The sequence below is a fragment of the Peteryoungia wuzhouensis genome, assembly GCF_003205195.1.
Lineage (GTDB): Bacteria > Pseudomonadota > Alphaproteobacteria > Rhizobiales > Rhizobiaceae > Allorhizobium > Allorhizobium wuzhouense.
Genome location: NZ_QJRY01000001.1, coordinates 951,147 through 967,836 on the forward strand (window position 1 = coordinate 951,147; position 16,690 = coordinate 967,836).

14 protein-coding genes and 1 other annotated feature are annotated in these 16,690 nt (G+C 61.8%); of the genes, 2 read left to right on the plus strand and 12 right to left on the minus strand.

Annotation, left to right across the window (positions count from 1 at the left end; translation table 11 throughout):
• Positions 1-76: 76 nt before the first annotated feature.
• The 5 genes from DMY87_RS04700 to DMY87_RS04720 all read right to left on the minus strand — a co-directional run bounded on the left by DMY87_RS04700 (position 77) and on the right by DMY87_RS04720 (position 7,090).
• A complete protein-coding gene (locus DMY87_RS04700) occupies positions 77-1,546 on the minus strand; it encodes a SulP family inorganic anion transporter (protein WP_110790080.1) in 1,470 nt (489 codons plus the stop codon).
• A gap of 63 nt (positions 1,547-1,609) precedes the next feature.
• Positions 1,610-1,665: a sequence feature (sul1 is cis-regulatory element that is thought to sense ions involved in sulfur or methionine metabolism; They are found in Alphaproteobacteria), on the minus strand.
• A 58-nt stretch (positions 1,666-1,723) separates the two neighbouring features.
• Positions 1,724-3,655 carry a putative bifunctional diguanylate cyclase/phosphodiesterase gene (locus DMY87_RS04705; RefSeq protein ID WP_205908138.1) on the minus strand — a complete coding sequence of 644 codons (1,932 nt, stop codon included), beginning with the start codon at positions 3,653-3,655 and terminating at the stop codon, positions 1,724-1,726.
• 187 nt (positions 3,656-3,842) lie between these two features.
• Positions 3,843-4,835, minus strand: coding sequence for an Hsp33 family molecular chaperone (locus DMY87_RS04710; RefSeq protein ID WP_110790081.1), 993 nt, complete (start codon positions 4,833-4,835; stop codon positions 3,843-3,845).
• 120 nt (positions 4,836-4,955) lie between these two features.
• Positions 4,956-5,873, minus strand: a complete 918-nt coding sequence (argF, locus tag DMY87_RS04715) for an ornithine carbamoyltransferase (RefSeq protein ID WP_110790082.1) — start codon at positions 5,871-5,873, stop codon at positions 4,956-4,958.
• Between the two features lie 20 nt (positions 5,874-5,893).
• A complete protein-coding gene (locus tag DMY87_RS04720; protein WP_110790083.1) occupies positions 5,894-7,090 on the minus strand; it encodes an aspartate aminotransferase family protein in 1,197 nt (398 codons plus the stop codon).
• Positions 7,091-7,527: 437 nt separating this feature from the next.
• Here DMY87_RS04720 and DMY87_RS04725 point away from each other — a divergent pair, with 437 nt between their 5' ends.
• Positions 7,528-8,061 (plus strand): GcrA family cell cycle regulator, encoded by a 534-nt coding sequence (locus tag DMY87_RS04725; protein WP_110790084.1) that lies wholly within the window; start codon positions 7,528-7,530, stop codon positions 8,059-8,061.
• A gap of 158 nt (positions 8,062-8,219) precedes the next feature.
• On the opposite strand, the gene DMY87_RS04730 is transcribed toward DMY87_RS04725, so the two are convergent.
• Positions 8,220-9,215 carry a DJ-1/PfpI family protein gene (locus DMY87_RS04730; RefSeq protein ID WP_245408817.1) on the minus strand — a complete coding sequence of 332 codons (996 nt, stop codon included), beginning with the start codon at positions 9,213-9,215 and terminating at the stop codon, positions 8,220-8,222.
• 152 nt (positions 9,216-9,367) lie between these two features.
• On the opposite strand from DMY87_RS04730, the gene DMY87_RS04735 reads away from it, so the two are divergent.
• Positions 9,368-10,390 carry a GlxA family transcriptional regulator gene (locus DMY87_RS04735; RefSeq protein ID WP_245408818.1) on the plus strand — a complete coding sequence of 341 codons (1,023 nt, stop codon included), beginning with the start codon at positions 9,368-9,370 and terminating at the stop codon, positions 10,388-10,390.
• Between the two features lie 77 nt (positions 10,391-10,467).
• Here the strand turns inward: DMY87_RS04735 and phoB are convergent, their stop codons facing one another.
• The 6 genes from phoB to DMY87_RS04765 all read right to left on the minus strand — a co-directional run bounded on the left by phoB (position 10,468) and on the right by DMY87_RS04765 (position 16,682).
• Positions 10,468-11,151, minus strand: a complete 684-nt coding sequence (gene phoB / locus DMY87_RS04740; protein WP_062276616.1) for a phosphate regulon transcriptional regulator PhoB — start codon at positions 11,149-11,151, stop codon at positions 10,468-10,470.
• 28 nt (positions 11,152-11,179) lie between these two features.
• The gene (phoU, locus tag DMY87_RS04745; protein WP_110790087.1) at positions 11,180-11,893 is read right to left on the minus strand and encodes a phosphate signaling complex protein PhoU; all 714 of its coding nucleotides are present in this window, start codon (positions 11,891-11,893) and stop codon (positions 11,180-11,182) included.
• 46 nt (positions 11,894-11,939) lie between these two features.
• The gene (gene pstB / locus DMY87_RS04750) at positions 11,940-12,725 is read right to left on the minus strand and encodes a phosphate ABC transporter ATP-binding protein PstB (RefSeq protein WP_425353469.1); all 786 of its coding nucleotides are present in this window, start codon (positions 12,723-12,725) and stop codon (positions 11,940-11,942) included.
• Positions 12,726-12,760: 35 nt separating this feature from the next.
• Positions 12,761-14,116, minus strand: a complete 1,356-nt coding sequence (pstA, locus tag DMY87_RS04755) for a phosphate ABC transporter permease PstA (protein WP_110790089.1) — start codon at positions 14,114-14,116, stop codon at positions 12,761-12,763.
• Entirely contained in the window at positions 14,113-15,573 is a 1,461-nt protein-coding gene (gene pstC, locus DMY87_RS04760) for a phosphate ABC transporter permease subunit PstC (RefSeq protein ID WP_110790090.1), read from the minus strand. The genes pstA and pstC overlap by 4 nt, the downstream gene beginning before the upstream one ends.
• 68 nt (positions 15,574-15,641) lie before the next feature.
• The gene (locus DMY87_RS04765) at positions 15,642-16,682 is read right to left on the minus strand and encodes a substrate-binding domain-containing protein (RefSeq protein WP_110790091.1); all 1,041 of its coding nucleotides are present in this window, start codon (positions 16,680-16,682) and stop codon (positions 15,642-15,644) included.
• Positions 16,683-16,690: the final 8 nt, after the last annotated feature.

The window sequence follows — 16,690 nt, forward strand, 5'->3', positions numbered from 1 at the left end:
TCTCTCATTCCTCAACGATCAAAGCCGCCGCGCTCCAACGGAATGCGGCGGCTTGCGTTTCGTGGTGAGAGCAAACTCAGGCCGTTCGGGCTTCGCCGGCCGCGCCAAGGCTGTCAATCAGCGTCGAGCTCGCCTGATTGAGGCCCAGAACCTCAACCGGAATACCATGTGTCTCGAAACGCTGCGTGACACGCTCAAGAGCGGCAACGGCCGTAATGTCCCAGAGATGCGCCTGGGTAAGGTCGATGACCACCCGCAGACCTTCGCCATCCCGGATATCGAAGGCATCGACGAAGAGGTCGGCCGAGGCGAAAAAGACCTGGCCCGTGACGCGGTAGGTGAGCACGCCCGCTGCGTCATCGGTTGTCGTCTCGACCTGCAGCAGCCTCGCCACCTTGAAGGTGAAGAACACCCCACTCAGGAGTACACCGACGGCGACGCCGAGTGCCAGGTTGGCCGTCACGACGGTGACGATCACGGTCGCGACCATCACGACGCTGGACATCTTCGGATGCACGACGAGGCTGCGCAGCGACGACCAGTCGAAGGTGTCGGCAGACACCATGATCATGATCGCGACCAGTGCCGCGACCGGCACCTGCGATACCCAGGGCTTGAGAAGAACCATCAGGACCAGCAGAAGGGCACCGGCAAACAGCGTGGAAAGCCGGCCGCGGCCGCCATATTTCACATTGCTGACCGTCTGGCCGATCATGCCGCAACCGGCGATGCCACCGAACAGGCTGGCGGCAACATTGGCAAGGCCGAGACCGGTTGATTCCCGGTTCTTCGAGCTCGGCGTATCCGTCAGGTCATCGACCACGCTCGCCGTCATCATGGATTCCAGCAAGCCGACCATGGCGATCGCCAGCGCAGGCCCCGCGATGATCTTGAGCGTCTCCAGCGTGAGCGGCACTGTCAGCCAGGAAAAGACGGGAAGCGATTCCGGCAGGTGACCGAGATCCGCAATCGTCAAGACCGGCAGGTTCATGACCGACGCACCGATCGTCAGAACCAGAATGCAGATCAACGGCGAGGGTATTGCCGTGGTCAGGCGCGGCACGAGATAGATCACCGCGAGCCCCGCCGCGATCATCGCATAGTTCAGCCAACCACCATGCAGGATATGCGGCAGCTGCGCCGCGAAGATCAGGATCGCGAGCGCGTTGACGAAGCCGGTGCGAACCGACTTCGACACGAAACGCATGAGGACACCGAGCCGCAGCAGGCCGAAGACGATCTGGATCAGGCCGGCCAGAAGGCCTGCAGCCAGCAAATAGGGAAGACCATGCGCTGCAACAAGCGGCGCGACGACGAGCGCGACGGAGCCGGCTGCAGCCGAGATCATGGCCGGGCGACCGCCGGTGAAGGCAATCACGATGCCGATCACGAAAGAGGCGAAGAGGCCGACCTGCGGATCGACACCCGCGACGAAGGAAAACGCGATGACCTCTGGGATTAGGGCGAAGGTGGCGACAGCGCCGGCGAGCATTTCACGCAGAGGGTTGGCGGACCACTCGCGACGGTAGGTTACGAAAGATGTCATGGAAAACCACAGAATAGGACAACGAGCCGGGGAGAACCCGACGGAGGAAGGTTGCGTTGCTGAGGTTGTCTGGCGGATCGGCGGCCAGAAGAGCCACCCGGATTTGCACCGGGTCCTTGTGGATGCAGACTTCCTAACGCTTGGGAGCCGCAATGGCAAGCCGAACGAGGCGGCCGGTCAGGCGGCTGTCATGCCGTCCTTCACCTGTTCGGCTGCGAGCAGCAGGCCGAGCACATCACGTTGCGACATCGGCTCGCCGAAAAGATAGCCCTGGATCAACTTCGGTGAGAGCGGGTTCAGCGTGCGCATCTCGTCTTCGGTTTCAACGCCTTCAAGAACGCATTTCAGATCAAGATTGCTGCACAGCTTGATGATCCCGGCGACAATCTCCCGAGAGGTGGCGCTTTGAGCCACCTTGCGCACGAAACTCTTGTCGATCTTCACCTTGTCGAGGGGCAACTGGTCCAGATATTCGAAGCTCGAATAGCCGGAACCGAAATCATCGAGCGCGATCTTGAAACCGAGCGCCGAGAGATTTTCCAGCAGCACGCGGGCAGCGTCGATATCCTTCATCACGGCGGTTTCGGTGATCTCGAATTCCAGGCGCCCCGGCGCAATCTCCCGCGCCGTGACCTGGGCGACCAAAGAGAAGATGAAGGCGCGGTCCGCCAGGTCCTGGGCGGACAGATTGAAGGAAATGGTGATCTCGTCCGGCCAGAGGTAAAGGGCGTCGAGCGCCTTGCCGAACAGAACACGCGTGACATTCTGGATAAGGCCGGCCCGTTCAGCCGCCCGGATGAACCGGTCCGGGCGCACGAGGCCGAGCGTCGGGCTCTGCCAGCGGGCAAGGGCCTCGAAGCTCACGACCTTTGCCCGGGTGAGATCGAATTGCGGCTGGAACAGGAGATAGAGTTCCTGTTCGAGATTGGCTTCGCGCAGAGCTCGCTCCAGCGCAAGCGCCTCCCGCATTTCGGCATCCTGATCGTCCGTGAAGATCACAGTGTAGCCCCGGGCGAACTGTTTGCCGCGGTAGAGTGCGAAATCGGCTTTCTCGTAGATCTCGCGGGCGGTCGTGCCCATGGAGGGAAAACGGGCAAAGCCGACGGTGCCGCCGATGGACAGTTGCAGAGGACGCATGTCGTAGGGACGGCTGATGTCCGCGATCAGGGCGTTGCCGATCTCCTCGACGTCTGCCGCCTCGTGCTCACCGATGACGAGAACCGCGAACTCGTCGCCGCCGATGCGGCCGAACTGGACGCCGGCAGCGCTTTGAAAACCAAGCCGGTCGACAACCTCACAGAGCACCCGGTCGCCGATGGCGTGGCCATAGATGTCATTGATGGATTTGAAGCCGTCCAGATCGAGAATGCCGAGCCAGAACGGGGTCTTTGCCTCGACCAGCGTGTCGATCCGGGCAAAGATCGAGCGGCGATTGGCGATCCCGGTCAGGCTATCGAGGGCGGCGAGCTGGTCGGCGAAGAGACGGGCATCGATCTGGCGCAGGATCGCCTTGCGCAACAGCGTCGCCATGCCAAGCGAGGCAAAGGACGTGGCAACACCGATGAAGGCGAACTGGTGCGCGATCTCCGGCGACGCCTTCTGGGCGAACCAGAACATGCTGGCGATGGAGACGATGACACTCGCAAGCGTGGCCCGAAGCGTCACGCCGGTCGTCGAAAAGACGACCGCCATCAGAACGAAATAGATCAGTTTCTGCTCTTCGAAATGCAGCGTCATGTAAGCCACGACGTTGCCATACATCAGGGCATTGGTGGCCAGTCCGATCGCTTCGAGGCGCGCCAGAGGGGTACGACCGGCCGGGAGAAGAACCCAGCGGAACAAGGCATAGGAGATTGCGGTGGCGAGACTGAGGCCGGCGAGGATCAGGAGATTGGGACCCGTCTCGTCGCCCCAGTGCCCCCAGGTCACGAACAGATAATAGGCGCAGCCCGGCAGCAGGAAGCCACGGACGATGGGCCGATAGGCATCCGCCATGGCTCGACGTCGAGTGGCGCTGGTCCAGGCATGGTACTGGCTTTTGAGGCTGCGGAACAAGGTGACGGGCGACCAGGGTCCTGCGCCCTCGGTCAAACCATCCGGCGCCGTCAAGGCGCCTTCTGTCGGAGATTTTCGAGCATGCTGCCGCATCGCAGTCCTCAAACCAGGTCTGACGACAGCGTAATTCAGGGGGATTTAGAATAGATGAATGATCGGGTATTCTGGTCTTTGCTTCGGCAAGGGACCCAGAGGCGGCAGGAAGCCGGCCGGGTCAGCCCCCCGGCCGTCGCTCACTTCTTCAAGCCGGAGTAAGCTCGTTCGGCTGATAGTGATAGCTGGTCGAGCAGAACTCGCAGGTGACCGTCACCTGGCCATCCTCGGTGCTCGCCTCGATCTCCTCGGCGGAAAAGCCTTGCAGAACACCCTTGATCTTGTCGCGCGAGCAGTTGCAACGATCCTGCACCGCCTGAGGAGGGAAGGCTCGGACGCCACGCTCGTGGAACAGACGGAACAGCAGCCGCTCGACGCCGACCTGGGGATCGGTCAGTTCGTCGGCATCGATCGTATCAACCAGCATGCGAGCTTCGTCCCAGGCCTCGTCTCCATGGAGATTGACCTCGTCACGGTCGTCGCCGTCCCCGCCGTGCAGGTCAGGATGGCGCATACGCTCGGGCGCCTCCGGCAGGAACTGCGCGATCAGGCCACCCGCCCGCCAGGTGCGGCGCGGCTTGCCATGTTCGTCACGGTCGAAGAGTTCCGCGGCACCCAGGCGCACCCGCGTCGGGATCTGCTCCGACTGGCGGAAGTAGACGCCGGCAATGTCCTCGAGCGATGTCCCGTCCAGCGGCACGATGCCCTGGTACGGCTGCATGAACGAACCCTGGTCGATGGTGAAGGCGAGCACGCCCGTTCCCAGCAGTTGCTCCGGCGACGCACGCCCGGCGGCAACGGCTTCGGCGAGAGCCTCCTCGTTGAAGCGGGCATAGGCGCGGACACTTTCGGGCGACGTGAAGTCGGCCACCAGAAGGTCGACCGGGCCGTCGCCCTTGGTCTGCACGGTGAACTTCCCTTCGAATTTCAAGGAGGTGCCGATGAGCACCGTCAGCACGATCGCTTCCGCCAGAAGGCGGGCGACCGGTGCCGGATAGGCGTGGCGATCGAGAATGGTGTTGACCAGCGGCCCCAGCTGCACCGCACGACCGCGGACATCAAGTCCCTCGACCTGAAAGGGCACCACGCTATCGTCACCGGCGAAACCAAATTCGCCGAGTTCTGCTTGTCTGTTCGACATGAATGTACTCCTGGCGCCGGAACGCCCAATCGCAGGGCTTGAGCAGCCCGATCAGAAAGCGCACAGATGGGATCACCTGTGCCAAAGGTCAAGTCAGCGCCCGGCCGCCGGTCTCACGCCTCAGATGGCGCCGAGGCACCAGGCCAGAATGGACTTCTGTGCATGAAGGCGGTTTTCCGCCTCGTCGAAGACTACGGACTGGGCGCCGTCGATCACCTCGTCCGTCACTTCCTCGCCGCGATGCGCTGGCAGGCAGTGGAGGAAGAGCGCCTCGTCCTTGGCCTTCTTCATCAGGTCGGCATTGACCTGGAAGGGCTGGAAGACGTTGTGGCCACGCGCCTTGTGCTCCTGGTTCATCGACACCCAGGTGTCGGTGATCACGGCGTCAGCGCCAGCGACAGCCCGGTCGGCATCATGGCAGAGCATGATCTCGCCGCCGTTGTTGCGCGCCCAGTTGAGGATCTTGTCGTCCGGCTCGGAGCCGAGCGGGACCGCCATGTTCATCTTGTAGCCGAAGCGGGCCGAGCCCTCGACCAGCGAATGCAGAACATTGTTGCCGTCGCCTGTCCAGGCGAGCGTCTTACCGGCGATCGGGCCGCGATGCTCCTCGACGGTGAGGATGTCCGCCATGATCTGGCAGGGATGCGTCAGATCGGTCAGCGCGTTGATGACAGGTACCGTCGCATGTTCGGCCAGTTCCAGCAGGCGCGCATGGTCGGTCGTGCGGATCATGATGGCGTCGACGTAGCGCGACAGGACCTTTGCGGTATCGCCAATGGTTTCTGCGCGGCCGAGCTGCATTTCGGTGCCGGAGAGGAACAGCGTCTCGCCGCCCAGCTGGCGCATGCCGACATCGAAGGAGACGCGGGTACGGGTCGAGGGTTTCTCGAAGATCATCGCGAGCATCTTGCCCGCCAGCGGCTTGTCGGCGTTGCCGGCCTTGGTGGCCTGTTTGCGCGTGCGCGCATCGTCCAGCATGTGACGCAGGTCCTGGGCGGATACGGCAGAGAGATCGAGGAAATGCTTCGGGGATGCCATTGATGATACCTGTCTTGCACTTACGCGGTTGCGGCGGCCTTGGCCCTGATGTGTTCGGCGGCGCGCTCGATGCGGGCGATGCCCTCACGGGCTTCGGCAGCGGTGACGGTCAGCGGCGGCAGCAGGCGGATGACGTTGTCGCCGGCGGGTACGCCGAGCAGATGCTCGTCGCGCATGGCCATCAGCAGTTCGGTGTTTGGCACCTTGGCCTTCATGCCAAGCATCAGGCCCTCGCCGCGCACCTCCTCGATGACATCGGGATAACGATCACCGAGTGACGCCAGGCCTTGGCGGAAGACAAGGGCGACGTCGCGAACGTGGTCGAGGAAGCCTTCTGCCATCACAACGTCCAGAACGGCATTGCCGACTGCCATGGCAAGCGGATTGCCGCCATAGGTCGAACCATGGGTTCCGGGTTTCATGCCATAGGCCGCGTCTTCCGTTGCCAGGCAGGCGCCAAGCGGGAAGCCGCCGCCGATACCCTTGGCCACGGCCATGAGATCGGGCGTGATGCCGGCCCATTCATGGGCAAAGAGCTTGCCGGTACGGCCGACGCCGCACTGGACTTCGTCGAGGATCAGGAGCAGTCCGTGCTCATCGCAAATGGCCCGCAGGGCCTTCAGCATCTCGACGGGGATCGGCCGGATACCGCCCTCGCCCTGCACCGGCTCGACAAGGATGCCGGCCGTCGCTTCCGTGATGGCAGCCTTGACGGCATCGAGATCACCGAAGGGCACCTGGTCGAAGCCCGGCGCCTTCGGCCCGAACCCTTCCAGATATTTTTCCTGTCCGCCGGCTGCGATCGTTGCGATGGTGCGGCCGTGGAAGGCGCCTTCCATCGTGATGATGTGGAACTTCTCCGGGTGCCCCTTGGCAAAATGGTAGCGGCGCGCGGTCTTGATGGCGCATTCCAGCGCCTCCGCACCGGAATTCGTGAAGAAGACGCGATCGGCGAACGTTGCTTCCGTCAGGCGGCGGGCAAGCGTCTCCTGACCCGGAACCTCGTAGAGGTTCGATAGATGCCAGACCTTGTCCGCCTGATCCTTCAGAGCGCCGACCACATGCGGGTGACCGTGGCCGACGGAGGTCACGGCAACGCCGGCTGCGAAGTCGAGGTAACGCTCGCCGCTCTCGGTCTCCAGCCACACGCCCTCGCCTCGCTCGAAACGCAGCGGCGCCCGATTGTAGGTCTGGTAGAGGGGCGTTGCTTCGGCCATGGCGTTCGTCATCCTTCTGGAGCCCCGCTACTGCTGCGGGAATTCAGCCTCGATGGGCTTTCGACAATTAAAAATGCCGCCTTGCGGCGGCGTGGGCACTATCTGCATTTAACCCTGCAATGTCAACGAAACTTGCGGAAAACTCCGTTTTGGCCGTGCGACCCAGCCGGCGACACCACGCGAGTCCCATGGCAGATTCCACCTGTTGCATACTTGACTCACTCGGGAAGCAAGTTGGGGAAAACCACGAAATCGATTCCAGATGATTCCTGCGACTCTTGTCACAGAGTCGGCCTGCCACTAGGTTAAATTTCATTAAGAGATTGCATGCGGCGGAAGTGATCACCGACAGTTACGAGGCGGTTTTGTTTCGAATTCGTTCGAAGCAACGGTGACGGATTCTGCCATGACACACGCGAGCGGCGGAGAAGTATGGCATGAATTGGACTGATGAGCGGGTTGAAAAACTGAAGCGTCTCTGGGCCGAAGGCCTGAGCGCGAGCCAGATTGCAGCACAACTGGGCGGCGTGAGCCGAAATGCCGTCATCGGCAAGGTGCACCGACTGAACCTGCCTGGTCGTGCGAAAGCCGGCGGCAGCTCCTCCTCGGCCCGTCCTGCCAAGCGCACTGCGACGACCCAGCGCCCGGCGAATTTTCAGGCGCGCCCGGCAGCTGCAACCACCCGCACCGTGACCCGTGCTGCCGGCGCCACCATGCTCAAGGAAGAAGTCGAAGTCGACGCCTTCCAGGAGATCGAAGTCAGCCGTCCGCTCAACGTTGTCGTGCCGATCTCGCGCCGCCTGGCGCTGACGGAACTGACGGAACGCACCTGCAAGTGGCCGATCGGCGATCCGATGAAGGACGACTTCCATTTCTGCGGCTGCGAAATCAGCGACGCTTCGCCCTATTGCACCTATCACGCGAAGCTCGCCTACCAGCCGGTCAGCGAACGCCGCAAGGCCGCACGCTGATAGCAGACGCATCGAATACCGGACGGGCCCTTCGGGGCCCGTTTTCGTTTCGCCTTTGAGACATGAAAAAATCTGCCCAAGCTCATTCTCTGCTCAACGGACACGGTCTAAAGGCCTTTTGCCTTTGCAGAGAAGACGAACTTCGTTGGGTCGAGCCTTCATTTTTCGTATTCGAGTTGAAGTGCCACGACGTCCTTTGTTCGTTTTCCATAACGCTTCTCGATGTCGTCAAGCGCCTGGTCAAACTGCCCCAAAGCCGGTTCATCTGATATGGCAATGGCTGCCGCACCGGCGGGAGCTCGGTCCGAAATGAGATGAAGGCCGGAATGCGTACGAACCGAAGCGGCAGAGGAGGTCGCGACGACCTTCGAACGATAGGTTCTCGACCAAGCGTCGGATACAAGCGCAAGTGCGACCTCGTTGACACCGGGAAAGACTGGAACGTCCAGGGTTTGATGTCGCCAGAAAGCCAGATAGTTCCACATGATCAAGCCAATCCTGCCGCTTGTCAGGTGGAACGAGGCGCTATCGTGTTCGGGGCTCCATGCCAGCGGTCCGAGAGCCGTTACCCCGAAATGCGCAGCTGTCGCACTTGCGGTACGCTCATCGGCGATGCCTTCGACAAGTGCGAGGCTGGCCGGCAGGGAGGCCGTGACGCCGGTCGTCGTCATGACGTTCTGATCGACCACATATCGCTTGTTCTGCACCCAGACCGCTTTGGGATATCGAGCTGCGATCTTGTCCATCGCATACCAGTGCGTGGTGGCCTGTCGCCCATCGAGAATACCGGCCTTGGCAGCGACCCAGGCGCCTTCACATATCGACAGGATGAAGGCCCGGCTTCTGTATTGCCGCGAAACCCATTCGACGATCGCTTCATTCTCGCTGTCATGCAGGGCGGGGATGACGACGATGTCGGCTCCTTGCCGGTAACGCCTGTCGAATTCCGCGATCGTCATGTCAGCCTCGATGGTGAGCGCCGGCATCAACGTCACAGGACCAGGTTTGCTGGAAACGATGATGACGTCGGCCACATCCGCTTCCTTCAAGACACCATAGGGGACGATGAGGTCCGTCGTCTCCGTCCCGGCATTATCAGCCACGATTGCGACAAGAGGGCGCAGCCGCCCGGCTTTGGGTTGGGGCACTTCCACGCCAGAAACTTCTGGAGCGGATTGTGACGACAATGTCGCTCCCGCCAGGATGCAACTCAATGCAAGCGTCACAAGGATAAGGCCTGGTCTGGTCACAGTCATCTCCGGATTGCTTTCCAGACGCAGATTACCGGTGTGGAGGGCTGGCCAAAATGTCAAACATATCGCAATTTGAGCCAATGATGATGGGCGTCTCTTCACACCGGAAGATTGCGTTTATTGGCTATGATGGTGTCCAGACACTGGATGTCGTCGGGCCGATGGAAGCGTTTGCGATTGCCAACCAGCATCTGACGGATACCGGGCAATCCTACGAAATCATCCTCGCGTCTCCCTTGGGCGGGCCGGTATCCTGCAGTGGCCTGACTGGCCTCAGTCTGGGGGGAGCGATCGCCTTGCGGGACCTGCCTTCCGACCTGGACACGATCATCGTTCCCGGCGGCAGCGAAGACGCGCTTCGCGATCTGATCTTCAACTCGGACCTGCTGCCTTGGCTGTCCACTCGGATCTCGGCAACCCGTCGTCTGGCCAGCGTCTGTACCGGAGCCTTTGTATTGGCCGCCGGCGGTTATCTCAATGGCAAGAGGGCGACCACTCATTGGGCTTCGGTCGCACTGCTCGAAAAACTCTGCCCACAGGCTGTCGTCGAACCAGATGCAATCTTCGTCGCGGATCCGCCCGTTTTCACATCGGCAGGTATCACCGCAGGCATCGACCTTTCGCTGTCGATGATCGAAGCCGATTTCGGCCACAAAGTTGCTCTGGCTGTGGCCCGTCAGATGGTTCTTTTCATGCGGCGCCCAGGAGGGCAGTCACAGTTCAGCAGCAGCCTTGCCATCCAAAGCGACGTGGCGCCGCGCTTGCGATCGCTCCTTCACGATATCATCGGGAATCCGGTTGGCGACTTATCGGGCCCGGCTCTCGCGGCGCGATGCGGAATGAGCGAACGCAGCTTTTCGCGCGCTTTCCGCAAACAGACCGGAACGACGCCTGCGCAGTTCGTCGAAACCATCCGGATCGATCGAGCGAAGCTACTGCTGGAAAGCTCGGATTGGCCGCTTGCACGAATTGCAGAGCGATCCGGTTTCGGCAGCTTGTATACGCTTCACAGGGTTTTCCAGAAGCGGTTGAGTATCACGCCCTCTTTTTACCGCGAACGTTTCGCAACGCGCTGATCAAACAGCACTTTATTCGCAAAGCCCTGCTGTCTCAGCCGGTTGGTGCCCTCCGAATACATTTCCTTTCGGGCAAATCATGCTTCCATGGAGTAGCCCGCGCCGCGAACGGTGCGGATGACATCCTGCATGTTGGAGAAGTTCAGAGCCTTGCGCAGGCGCCCGACATGCACGTCAACGGTGCGTTCATCGACATAGATATCGTGGCCCCAGACGCCATCCAGCAGCTGCGAGCGGGAGAAGACGCGACCGGGCGATGTCATGAGAAACTCGAGAAGGCGGAACTCGGTCGGGCCGAGGCGGACTTCGCGGCTCTTGCGATGAACGCGATGGGTTTCGCGATCAAGCTCGATGTCGCCGCAACGCAGGACGCTCGACAGCACTTCGGGCTTTGCCCGTCGCAGCATCGCCTTGACACGGGCCATCAGTTCCGGCGTCGAGAACGGTTTGACGACATAGTCGTCCGCACCCGTCGCCAGACCGCGTACCCGCTCGCTTTCCTCGCCACGCGCCGTCAGCATAATGATCGGCAGGCGCTCGGTCTCCGGACGGACGCGCAGGCGCCGGCAGAGCTCGATGCCGGAAACGCCCGGGAGCATCCAGTCGAGGATCAGCAGGTCCGGCACCCGTTCCTGCAGACGGATCTCGGCCTCGTCGCCGCGCAAGATCGTCTCGACCTCGTATCCTTCCGACTCCAGATTGTAACGCAGGAGGACGCTCAGCGCCTCCTCGTCTTCGACGACGGCAATTTTCGGCTGCATCAAACCATTACCTCGCTTCGGCCACGGCTCATTCGTTGATCGCGCCGACGGAAGACGTCAGGTCTTCCTTCGGGCGTTCGCCTTCGGGAACCGCACCGGTGGTCATGTAATAGATCGTCTCGGCGATGTTCGTTGCGTGGTCGCCGATGCGCTCGATGTTCTTGGCACAGAACAGAAGATGCGTGCAGCTGGTGATGTTGCGCGGATCTTCCATCATGTAGGTCAGCAGTTCGCGGAACAGCGAGGTGTAGATCGCGTCGATCTCCTCGTCGCGGTCACGGATCGACTTCGCCTTCTCGGCAGAGCGGGTCGTGTAGACGTCGAGCACTTCCTTGAGCTGGGCGAGTGCCAGGTCGGAGAGATGTTCGAGGCCACGGGCGAGCTTGCGCGGAACGCCTGTTGCCTGGATGGCAACGACACGCTTCGAATTGCTCTTGCCGAGATCGCCGACGCGCTCAAGGTCGGCGGCGATGCGAAGGGCACCGATGATTTCACGAAGATCCGAGGCGACCGGCTGGCGCTTGGCGATGGTGACAACGGCCTTTTCGCCGATTTCCTTTTCCATCGCGTCCATGACGACGTCGTCGGAGATGACCTTCTGGGCAAGTGCTGCGTCGGAATTGACCAACGAACGTACACTTTCAGCGACCATCTGCTCCGCAAGACCGCCCATCTCGGAGATGCGGCGCATCAGAAATTTCAGTTCCTCGTCGAAGGCCGAATAGATGTGTGAGGAAGCCATAGCCTAATCCTTGATGTTGAAGAGAGCCTGATGTGACCGAGAAAACTCAGCCGAAGCGGCCCATGATGTAGTCCTGCGTGCGCTGGTCGTCCGGGTTGGTGAACATCTTGTCGGTGTCGTTTTCTTCGACGAGCTCGCCCAGGTGGAACATGGCCGTGCGCTGGGAGACGCGGGCGGCCTGCTGCATCGAGTGCGTGACGATGACGATCGTGTAGTTCTCGCGCAGTTCGTGGATCAGCTCCTCGACCTTGGCGGTCGCGATCGGGTCGAGCGCCGAACAGGGCTCGTCCATCAGGATGACTTCCGGGCTGACGGCAACGGCGCGGGCAATGCACAAGCGCTGCTGCTGACCACCCGACAGACCGGTGCCGGCGGCATCCAGGCGATCCTTGACTTCGTTCCAGAGGCCGGCCTTCTGCAGCGCGGTCGAGACGATCTCATCGAGATCGGCCTTGTTCTTGGCCAGACCGTGGATACGCGGGCCGTAGGCGACGTTTTCGTAGATCGACTTCGGGAACGGGTTCGGCTTCTGGAAGACCATGCCGACCTTGGCGCGGAGCTGCACCGGGTCGACCTTGGTGTCGTAGATGTTCTCGGCATCAATCAGGATGTTGCCCTCGACGCGGCAGCTCGCGATCGTGTCGTTCATCCGGTTGATGCAGCGCAGGAAGGTCGACTTGCCACAGCCCGACGGGCCGATGAAGGCGGTCACAGAGCGCGGACGGATCTCGATGTTCACATCCCGCAGGGCCTGCTTCTCACCGTAGTAAACCTGCACGTCGCGTGCGGTGATCTTGGATTCAGTCATGATTGGCGCTTTCGTCGTCGTCATCTTTGTCGAGAGATTGTTCATCATCATACACCCCCTTACCAACGACGCTCAAAGCGGCGACGAAGAATGATTGCTACCAGGTTCATCAGGATCAGGAAGACCAGGAGGACGATGATGGCGCCGGAGGCGCGCTCCACGAAAGCCGGGTCACCGCGCTGGGTCCAGTTGTAGACCTGCACCGGCAGAGCCGAAGCGGGCTGGAAGAAACCGTCCGGCGGACCGGAGGGGAATTCCTTGACGAAGGCGACCATGCCGATCAGGAGCAGCGGTGCGGTTTCGCCGAGCGCACGGGCCAGGCCGATGATCGCGCCGGTCAGGATGCCCGGCATGGCGAGCGGCAGCACGTGGTGGAAGATCGACTGCATCTTCGAGGCCCCGACGCCGAGCGCGGCATCGCGGATCGAGGGCGGGACCGCCTTCAGCGCCGAACGGGTGGCGATGATGATGGTCGGCAGCGTCATCAGGGTCAGCACTAGGCCACCCACCACCGGTGCCGATTGCGGCAGGCCGATGAAGTTGATCAGCACGGCAAGACCCAGGATACCGAAGACGATGGAGGGAACGGCCGCCAGGTTGGCGATGTTCACTTCGATGAGGTCGGTAAACCAGTTCTGCGGCGCAAATTCCTCAAGATAGATCGAGGTGGCGACACCGATCGGTAGCGACAGGACCAGCACGATCAGCATCATATAGGCCGAGCCGATGACGGCGATGCCGAGGCCGGCCGCTTCCGGACGGGTGTCCGATGCATCGGGGGCGGTGAAGAAGGCCCAGTTGAACTTGGTCACCAGGATGCCGGCCTGCTTCAGCGTGTCGGCGAGCACGAGCTGCTCGGGCGAAACGTTGCGGTCGAGCTTGGCGCTCTCCATTGTCACGCGGCCCTTGTAGTAGCCGTCGATGCGGCCGGCGGCGAGCAGGTCGAAGGAGACCGTCTTGCCGATGACAGAGGGATCAGCCAGCACGTAGTTGCGCAGGTTGGCCGGGCCATCCTTGGAGATCAGTTCACCAACCGTCTTGGGCGTCAGGCCTTCCGAGGCCAGCCCCTTGGCGGCGATTGCGTCACCCAGCGCCTTTTCGATCAGCGGTGTGTAGCCGAAGGTCGAGACCTTGGCGATGGCAGCGCGATCACCGGTGCCGGACGGATCGAGCTTGGCCGGATCGAGATAGACATCGATCGTGATATAGGTCTGCTGGAAGGACGACAGACCGTTCGACAAGATCGAGGCGAGCAGACCGACGAGCGCGATGATGCCGAATGCAACGGCAGCCTTGCCGATGAGGCGGAAGCGGGCTTCGGCGGCGTTGCGCTTGCGGGTGCGTTCGTCGAGGTTCAGGAGAGACTTCGGCTGCCCCTTTGCTGCGGGGGCTCCGAATGCGGTGAGGTCGGTCATTCGTACTGCTCCCGGTACTTACGGACAATGTAGAGGGCGATCACGTTCAGAAGGAGCGTGATGACGAAGAGGGTGAGGCCGAGCGCGAAGGCGACCAGGGTCTCTGGGCTTGCGAATTCGGTGTCGCCCGTCAGCTGGCTGACGATCTTGACGGTCACCGTCGTCATGGCCTCGAAGGGATTGAGATCGAGCTTGGCCGAGGCACCGGCCCCGAGCACGACGATCATGGTTTCCCCGATCGCGCGGCTGGCCGCCAGAAGCACGGCACCGACGATGCCCGGAAGGGCGGCCGGCAGGACAACCTGCTTGATCGTCTCCGACTGGGTGGAACCGAGCGCATAGGAACCGTCACGCAGCGCCTGGGGCACGGCATTGATGATGTCGTCCGACAGCGACGAGACGAAGGGGATGATCATCACGCCCATGACGAGACCGGCGGTCAGGACGGACGAGGATGAGCTTCCGAGACCGAGCGGCTGGGCGAGCCAGTCGCGCAGGAAGGGACCGACCGTGACGAGCGCGAAAAGGCCGTAGACGATGGTCGGGATACCGGCGAGCATTTCGATGGCCGGCTTGACGATGCTGCGGGTCTTCGGGCCGGCATATTCCGACAGAAAGACCGCGATCATCAGGCCGATCGGAACCGCGATCACCAGCGAGATCAGCGAGACGTAGAACGTGCCCCAGAGAAGCGGCAGGATGCCGAGGTCGGAGCCACCGCGGAACTGCGGGTTCCAGACCGTCGAGAAGAAGAAGTCCTGCGCCGGATAGATGGTGAAGAAGACATAGGTTTCGACAACCAGCGAGCCGACGATGCCGACCGTGGTCATGATCGCCACCAGCGAGGAGATCATCAGGATCGCCTTGACGAAGCTCTCGCTGATGTTGCGCGCCCGAAGCTCGGGGTCGATGCGGATGTAGGCAAGCGGCAGGGCACCGATGGCGAGCGCAAACACGGCGATGGTCATCAGAAGCTGGCTGAAGTCGATATCAGCACGATAAGCCTTGGCAGCCTCGAAGACCTCGGCCGGGACATCCGCGCCGAGCGCGATGCCGACACCGGCCAGGCGGCTGCGGATATTGTCGGCGTCCAGTGCCTTGATATCGACATTGCTGCCAGCCTTCGCCTCGGTTTCACGCAGAACGGCAAGCCCGTCGCCGATGCGGCGGACATCCGCCATGACGAGGCTGTGGGCGCCACCTTCGGGAACCGACGCGTCCGTGATCATGCCGCTGATCCGGCCATCGATGATCGGATGCTGCACGGTCAGCCAGATCATCAGCAGGATCAGCGCCGGCACGGCGGTGATCAGTGCGACCGTCTGGCCGTAGAAACCAGGAAGAGAATGCAGCTTCATGCCACGCTCTGCCGAGAGGGCCATTGCCCGCCGCCTGCCGAGGCCGTAGCCGATTGCCGCAAGGGCCAATACGCCCAGGATGATGATACTCACGTCCATTTTGCCCCGCCATGTCTCCTGGAAACGGAAACCGGCGGCACTTTGGTGCCGCCGGTCAAACTCGAGACTTAGTTCAGCGGCGCCATCGGCGTGCGAGCCTTGACGGCCGCCTGCGTCTTGGCCAGCTCCGGATCCGAAACCAGACCGTAAGCTGCGAGCGGGCCGTTCGGGCCGGCGATTTCGTCAGAAACGAAGAACTCTACGTATTCCTGGAGACCCGGGATGACGTCGAGGTGAGCGTTCTTGACGTAGAAGTAGAGCGGACGCGAAACCGGGTATTCGCCCTTGGCGATGGTTTCAACCGACGGAACGACGCCTTCCATGGTGGCAACACGCAGCTTGTCGGTGTTGTTCTGGTAGAAGGACAGGCCGAAGACGCCGATGGCGTTCTTGTTGGCGGCGATGCGTGCCAGGGTTTCCGGATAGTCGCCGTCGATGTCAACAGAGACGCCGTCGGTGCGCAGCGCGGTGCAAGCCTTCTTGGCAGCATCCTTGTCGCCGTTGTTGGAAGCGAGGATGGCTTCGAGCGTTCCGTCCTTTTCGCAGCCAGCTTCAATGACCTTCACGTCGAAGACTTCGCGGGTGCCGTGCTTGGTGCCCGGGATGAAGGCGAGGATCGGCTGGGCCGGCAGGTCGGCGCGGATCTCGTTCCAGGTCTTGTACGGATTGTCGACCAGCTTGCCGTCCTTGACGACCTTGGCAGCCAGAGCGCTGTGCCAGTCAGCGGTGGTGAAGGCATATTCCGGGCCGCTGATTTCAGAGGCGAAGACGATGCCGTCGTAACCGATGCGGACTTCCTGGATGTCGGTCACGCCGTTGGTCTTGCAGAGCTCGATGTCGGACTTGCTGATGCGCGACGAAGAGTTTGCGATGTCGATGGTGTTTTCGCCCACGCCTTCGCAGAGCTTCTTGCGGCCGGCGCCAGAGCCGCCACCTTCAACAACCGGGGTGCCGAAGTCGAAGTTTTCGCCGAAGGCTTCGGCAACGATCGATGCATAGGGAAGAACGGTGGAGGAGCCAGCGATCTGGATCTGGTCGCGGGCGACGGCTGCGCCGGCGAAGGCCACGGTGGCCGCCAAGGCAGCGAGGGAAAGTTTCAGAGCGGTCATAGTCATCT

Bases quoted from the DNA above. Each gene is read 5' to 3' on its own strand.
- DMY87_RS04700 (WP_110790080.1), bottom strand. From the start codon at position 1,546: ATGACATCTTTCGTAACCTACCGTCGCGAGTGGTCCGCCAACCCTCTG.
- pstC (WP_110790090.1), bottom strand. From the start codon at position 15,573: ATGGACGTGAGTATCATCATCCTGGGCGTATTGGCCCTTGCGGCAATC.
- DMY87_RS04735 (WP_245408818.1), top strand. From the start codon at position 9,368: ATGTCAAACATATCGCAATTTGAGCCAATGATGATGGGCGTCTCTTCA.
- DMY87_RS04710 (WP_110790081.1), bottom strand. From the start codon at position 4,835: ATGTCGAACAGACAAGCAGAACTCGGCGAATTTGGTTTCGCCGGTGAC.
- phoB (WP_062276616.1), bottom strand. From the start codon at position 11,151: ATGCAGCCGAAAATTGCCGTCGTCGAAGACGAGGAGGCGCTGAGCGTC.
- DMY87_RS04725 (WP_110790084.1), top strand. From the start codon at position 7,528: ATGAATTGGACTGATGAGCGGGTTGAAAAACTGAAGCGTCTCTGGGCC.
- DMY87_RS04765 (WP_110790091.1), bottom strand. From the start codon at position 16,682: ATGACCGCTCTGAAACTTTCCCTCGCTGCCTTGGCGGCCACCGTGGCC.
- DMY87_RS04720 (WP_110790083.1), bottom strand. From the start codon at position 7,090: ATGGCCGAAGCAACGCCCCTCTACCAGACCTACAATCGGGCGCCGCTG.
- phoU (WP_110790087.1), bottom strand. From the start codon at position 11,893: ATGGCTTCCTCACACATCTATTCGGCCTTCGACGAGGAACTGAAATTT.
- argF (WP_110790082.1), bottom strand. From the start codon at position 5,873: ATGGCATCCCCGAAGCATTTCCTCGATCTCTCTGCCGTATCCGCCCAG.
- pstB (WP_425353469.1), bottom strand. From the start codon at position 12,725: ATGACGACGACGAAAGCGCCAATCATGACTGAATCCAAGATCACCGCA.
- pstA (WP_110790089.1), bottom strand. From the start codon at position 14,116: ATGACCGACCTCACCGCATTCGGAGCCCCCGCAGCAAAGGGGCAGCCG.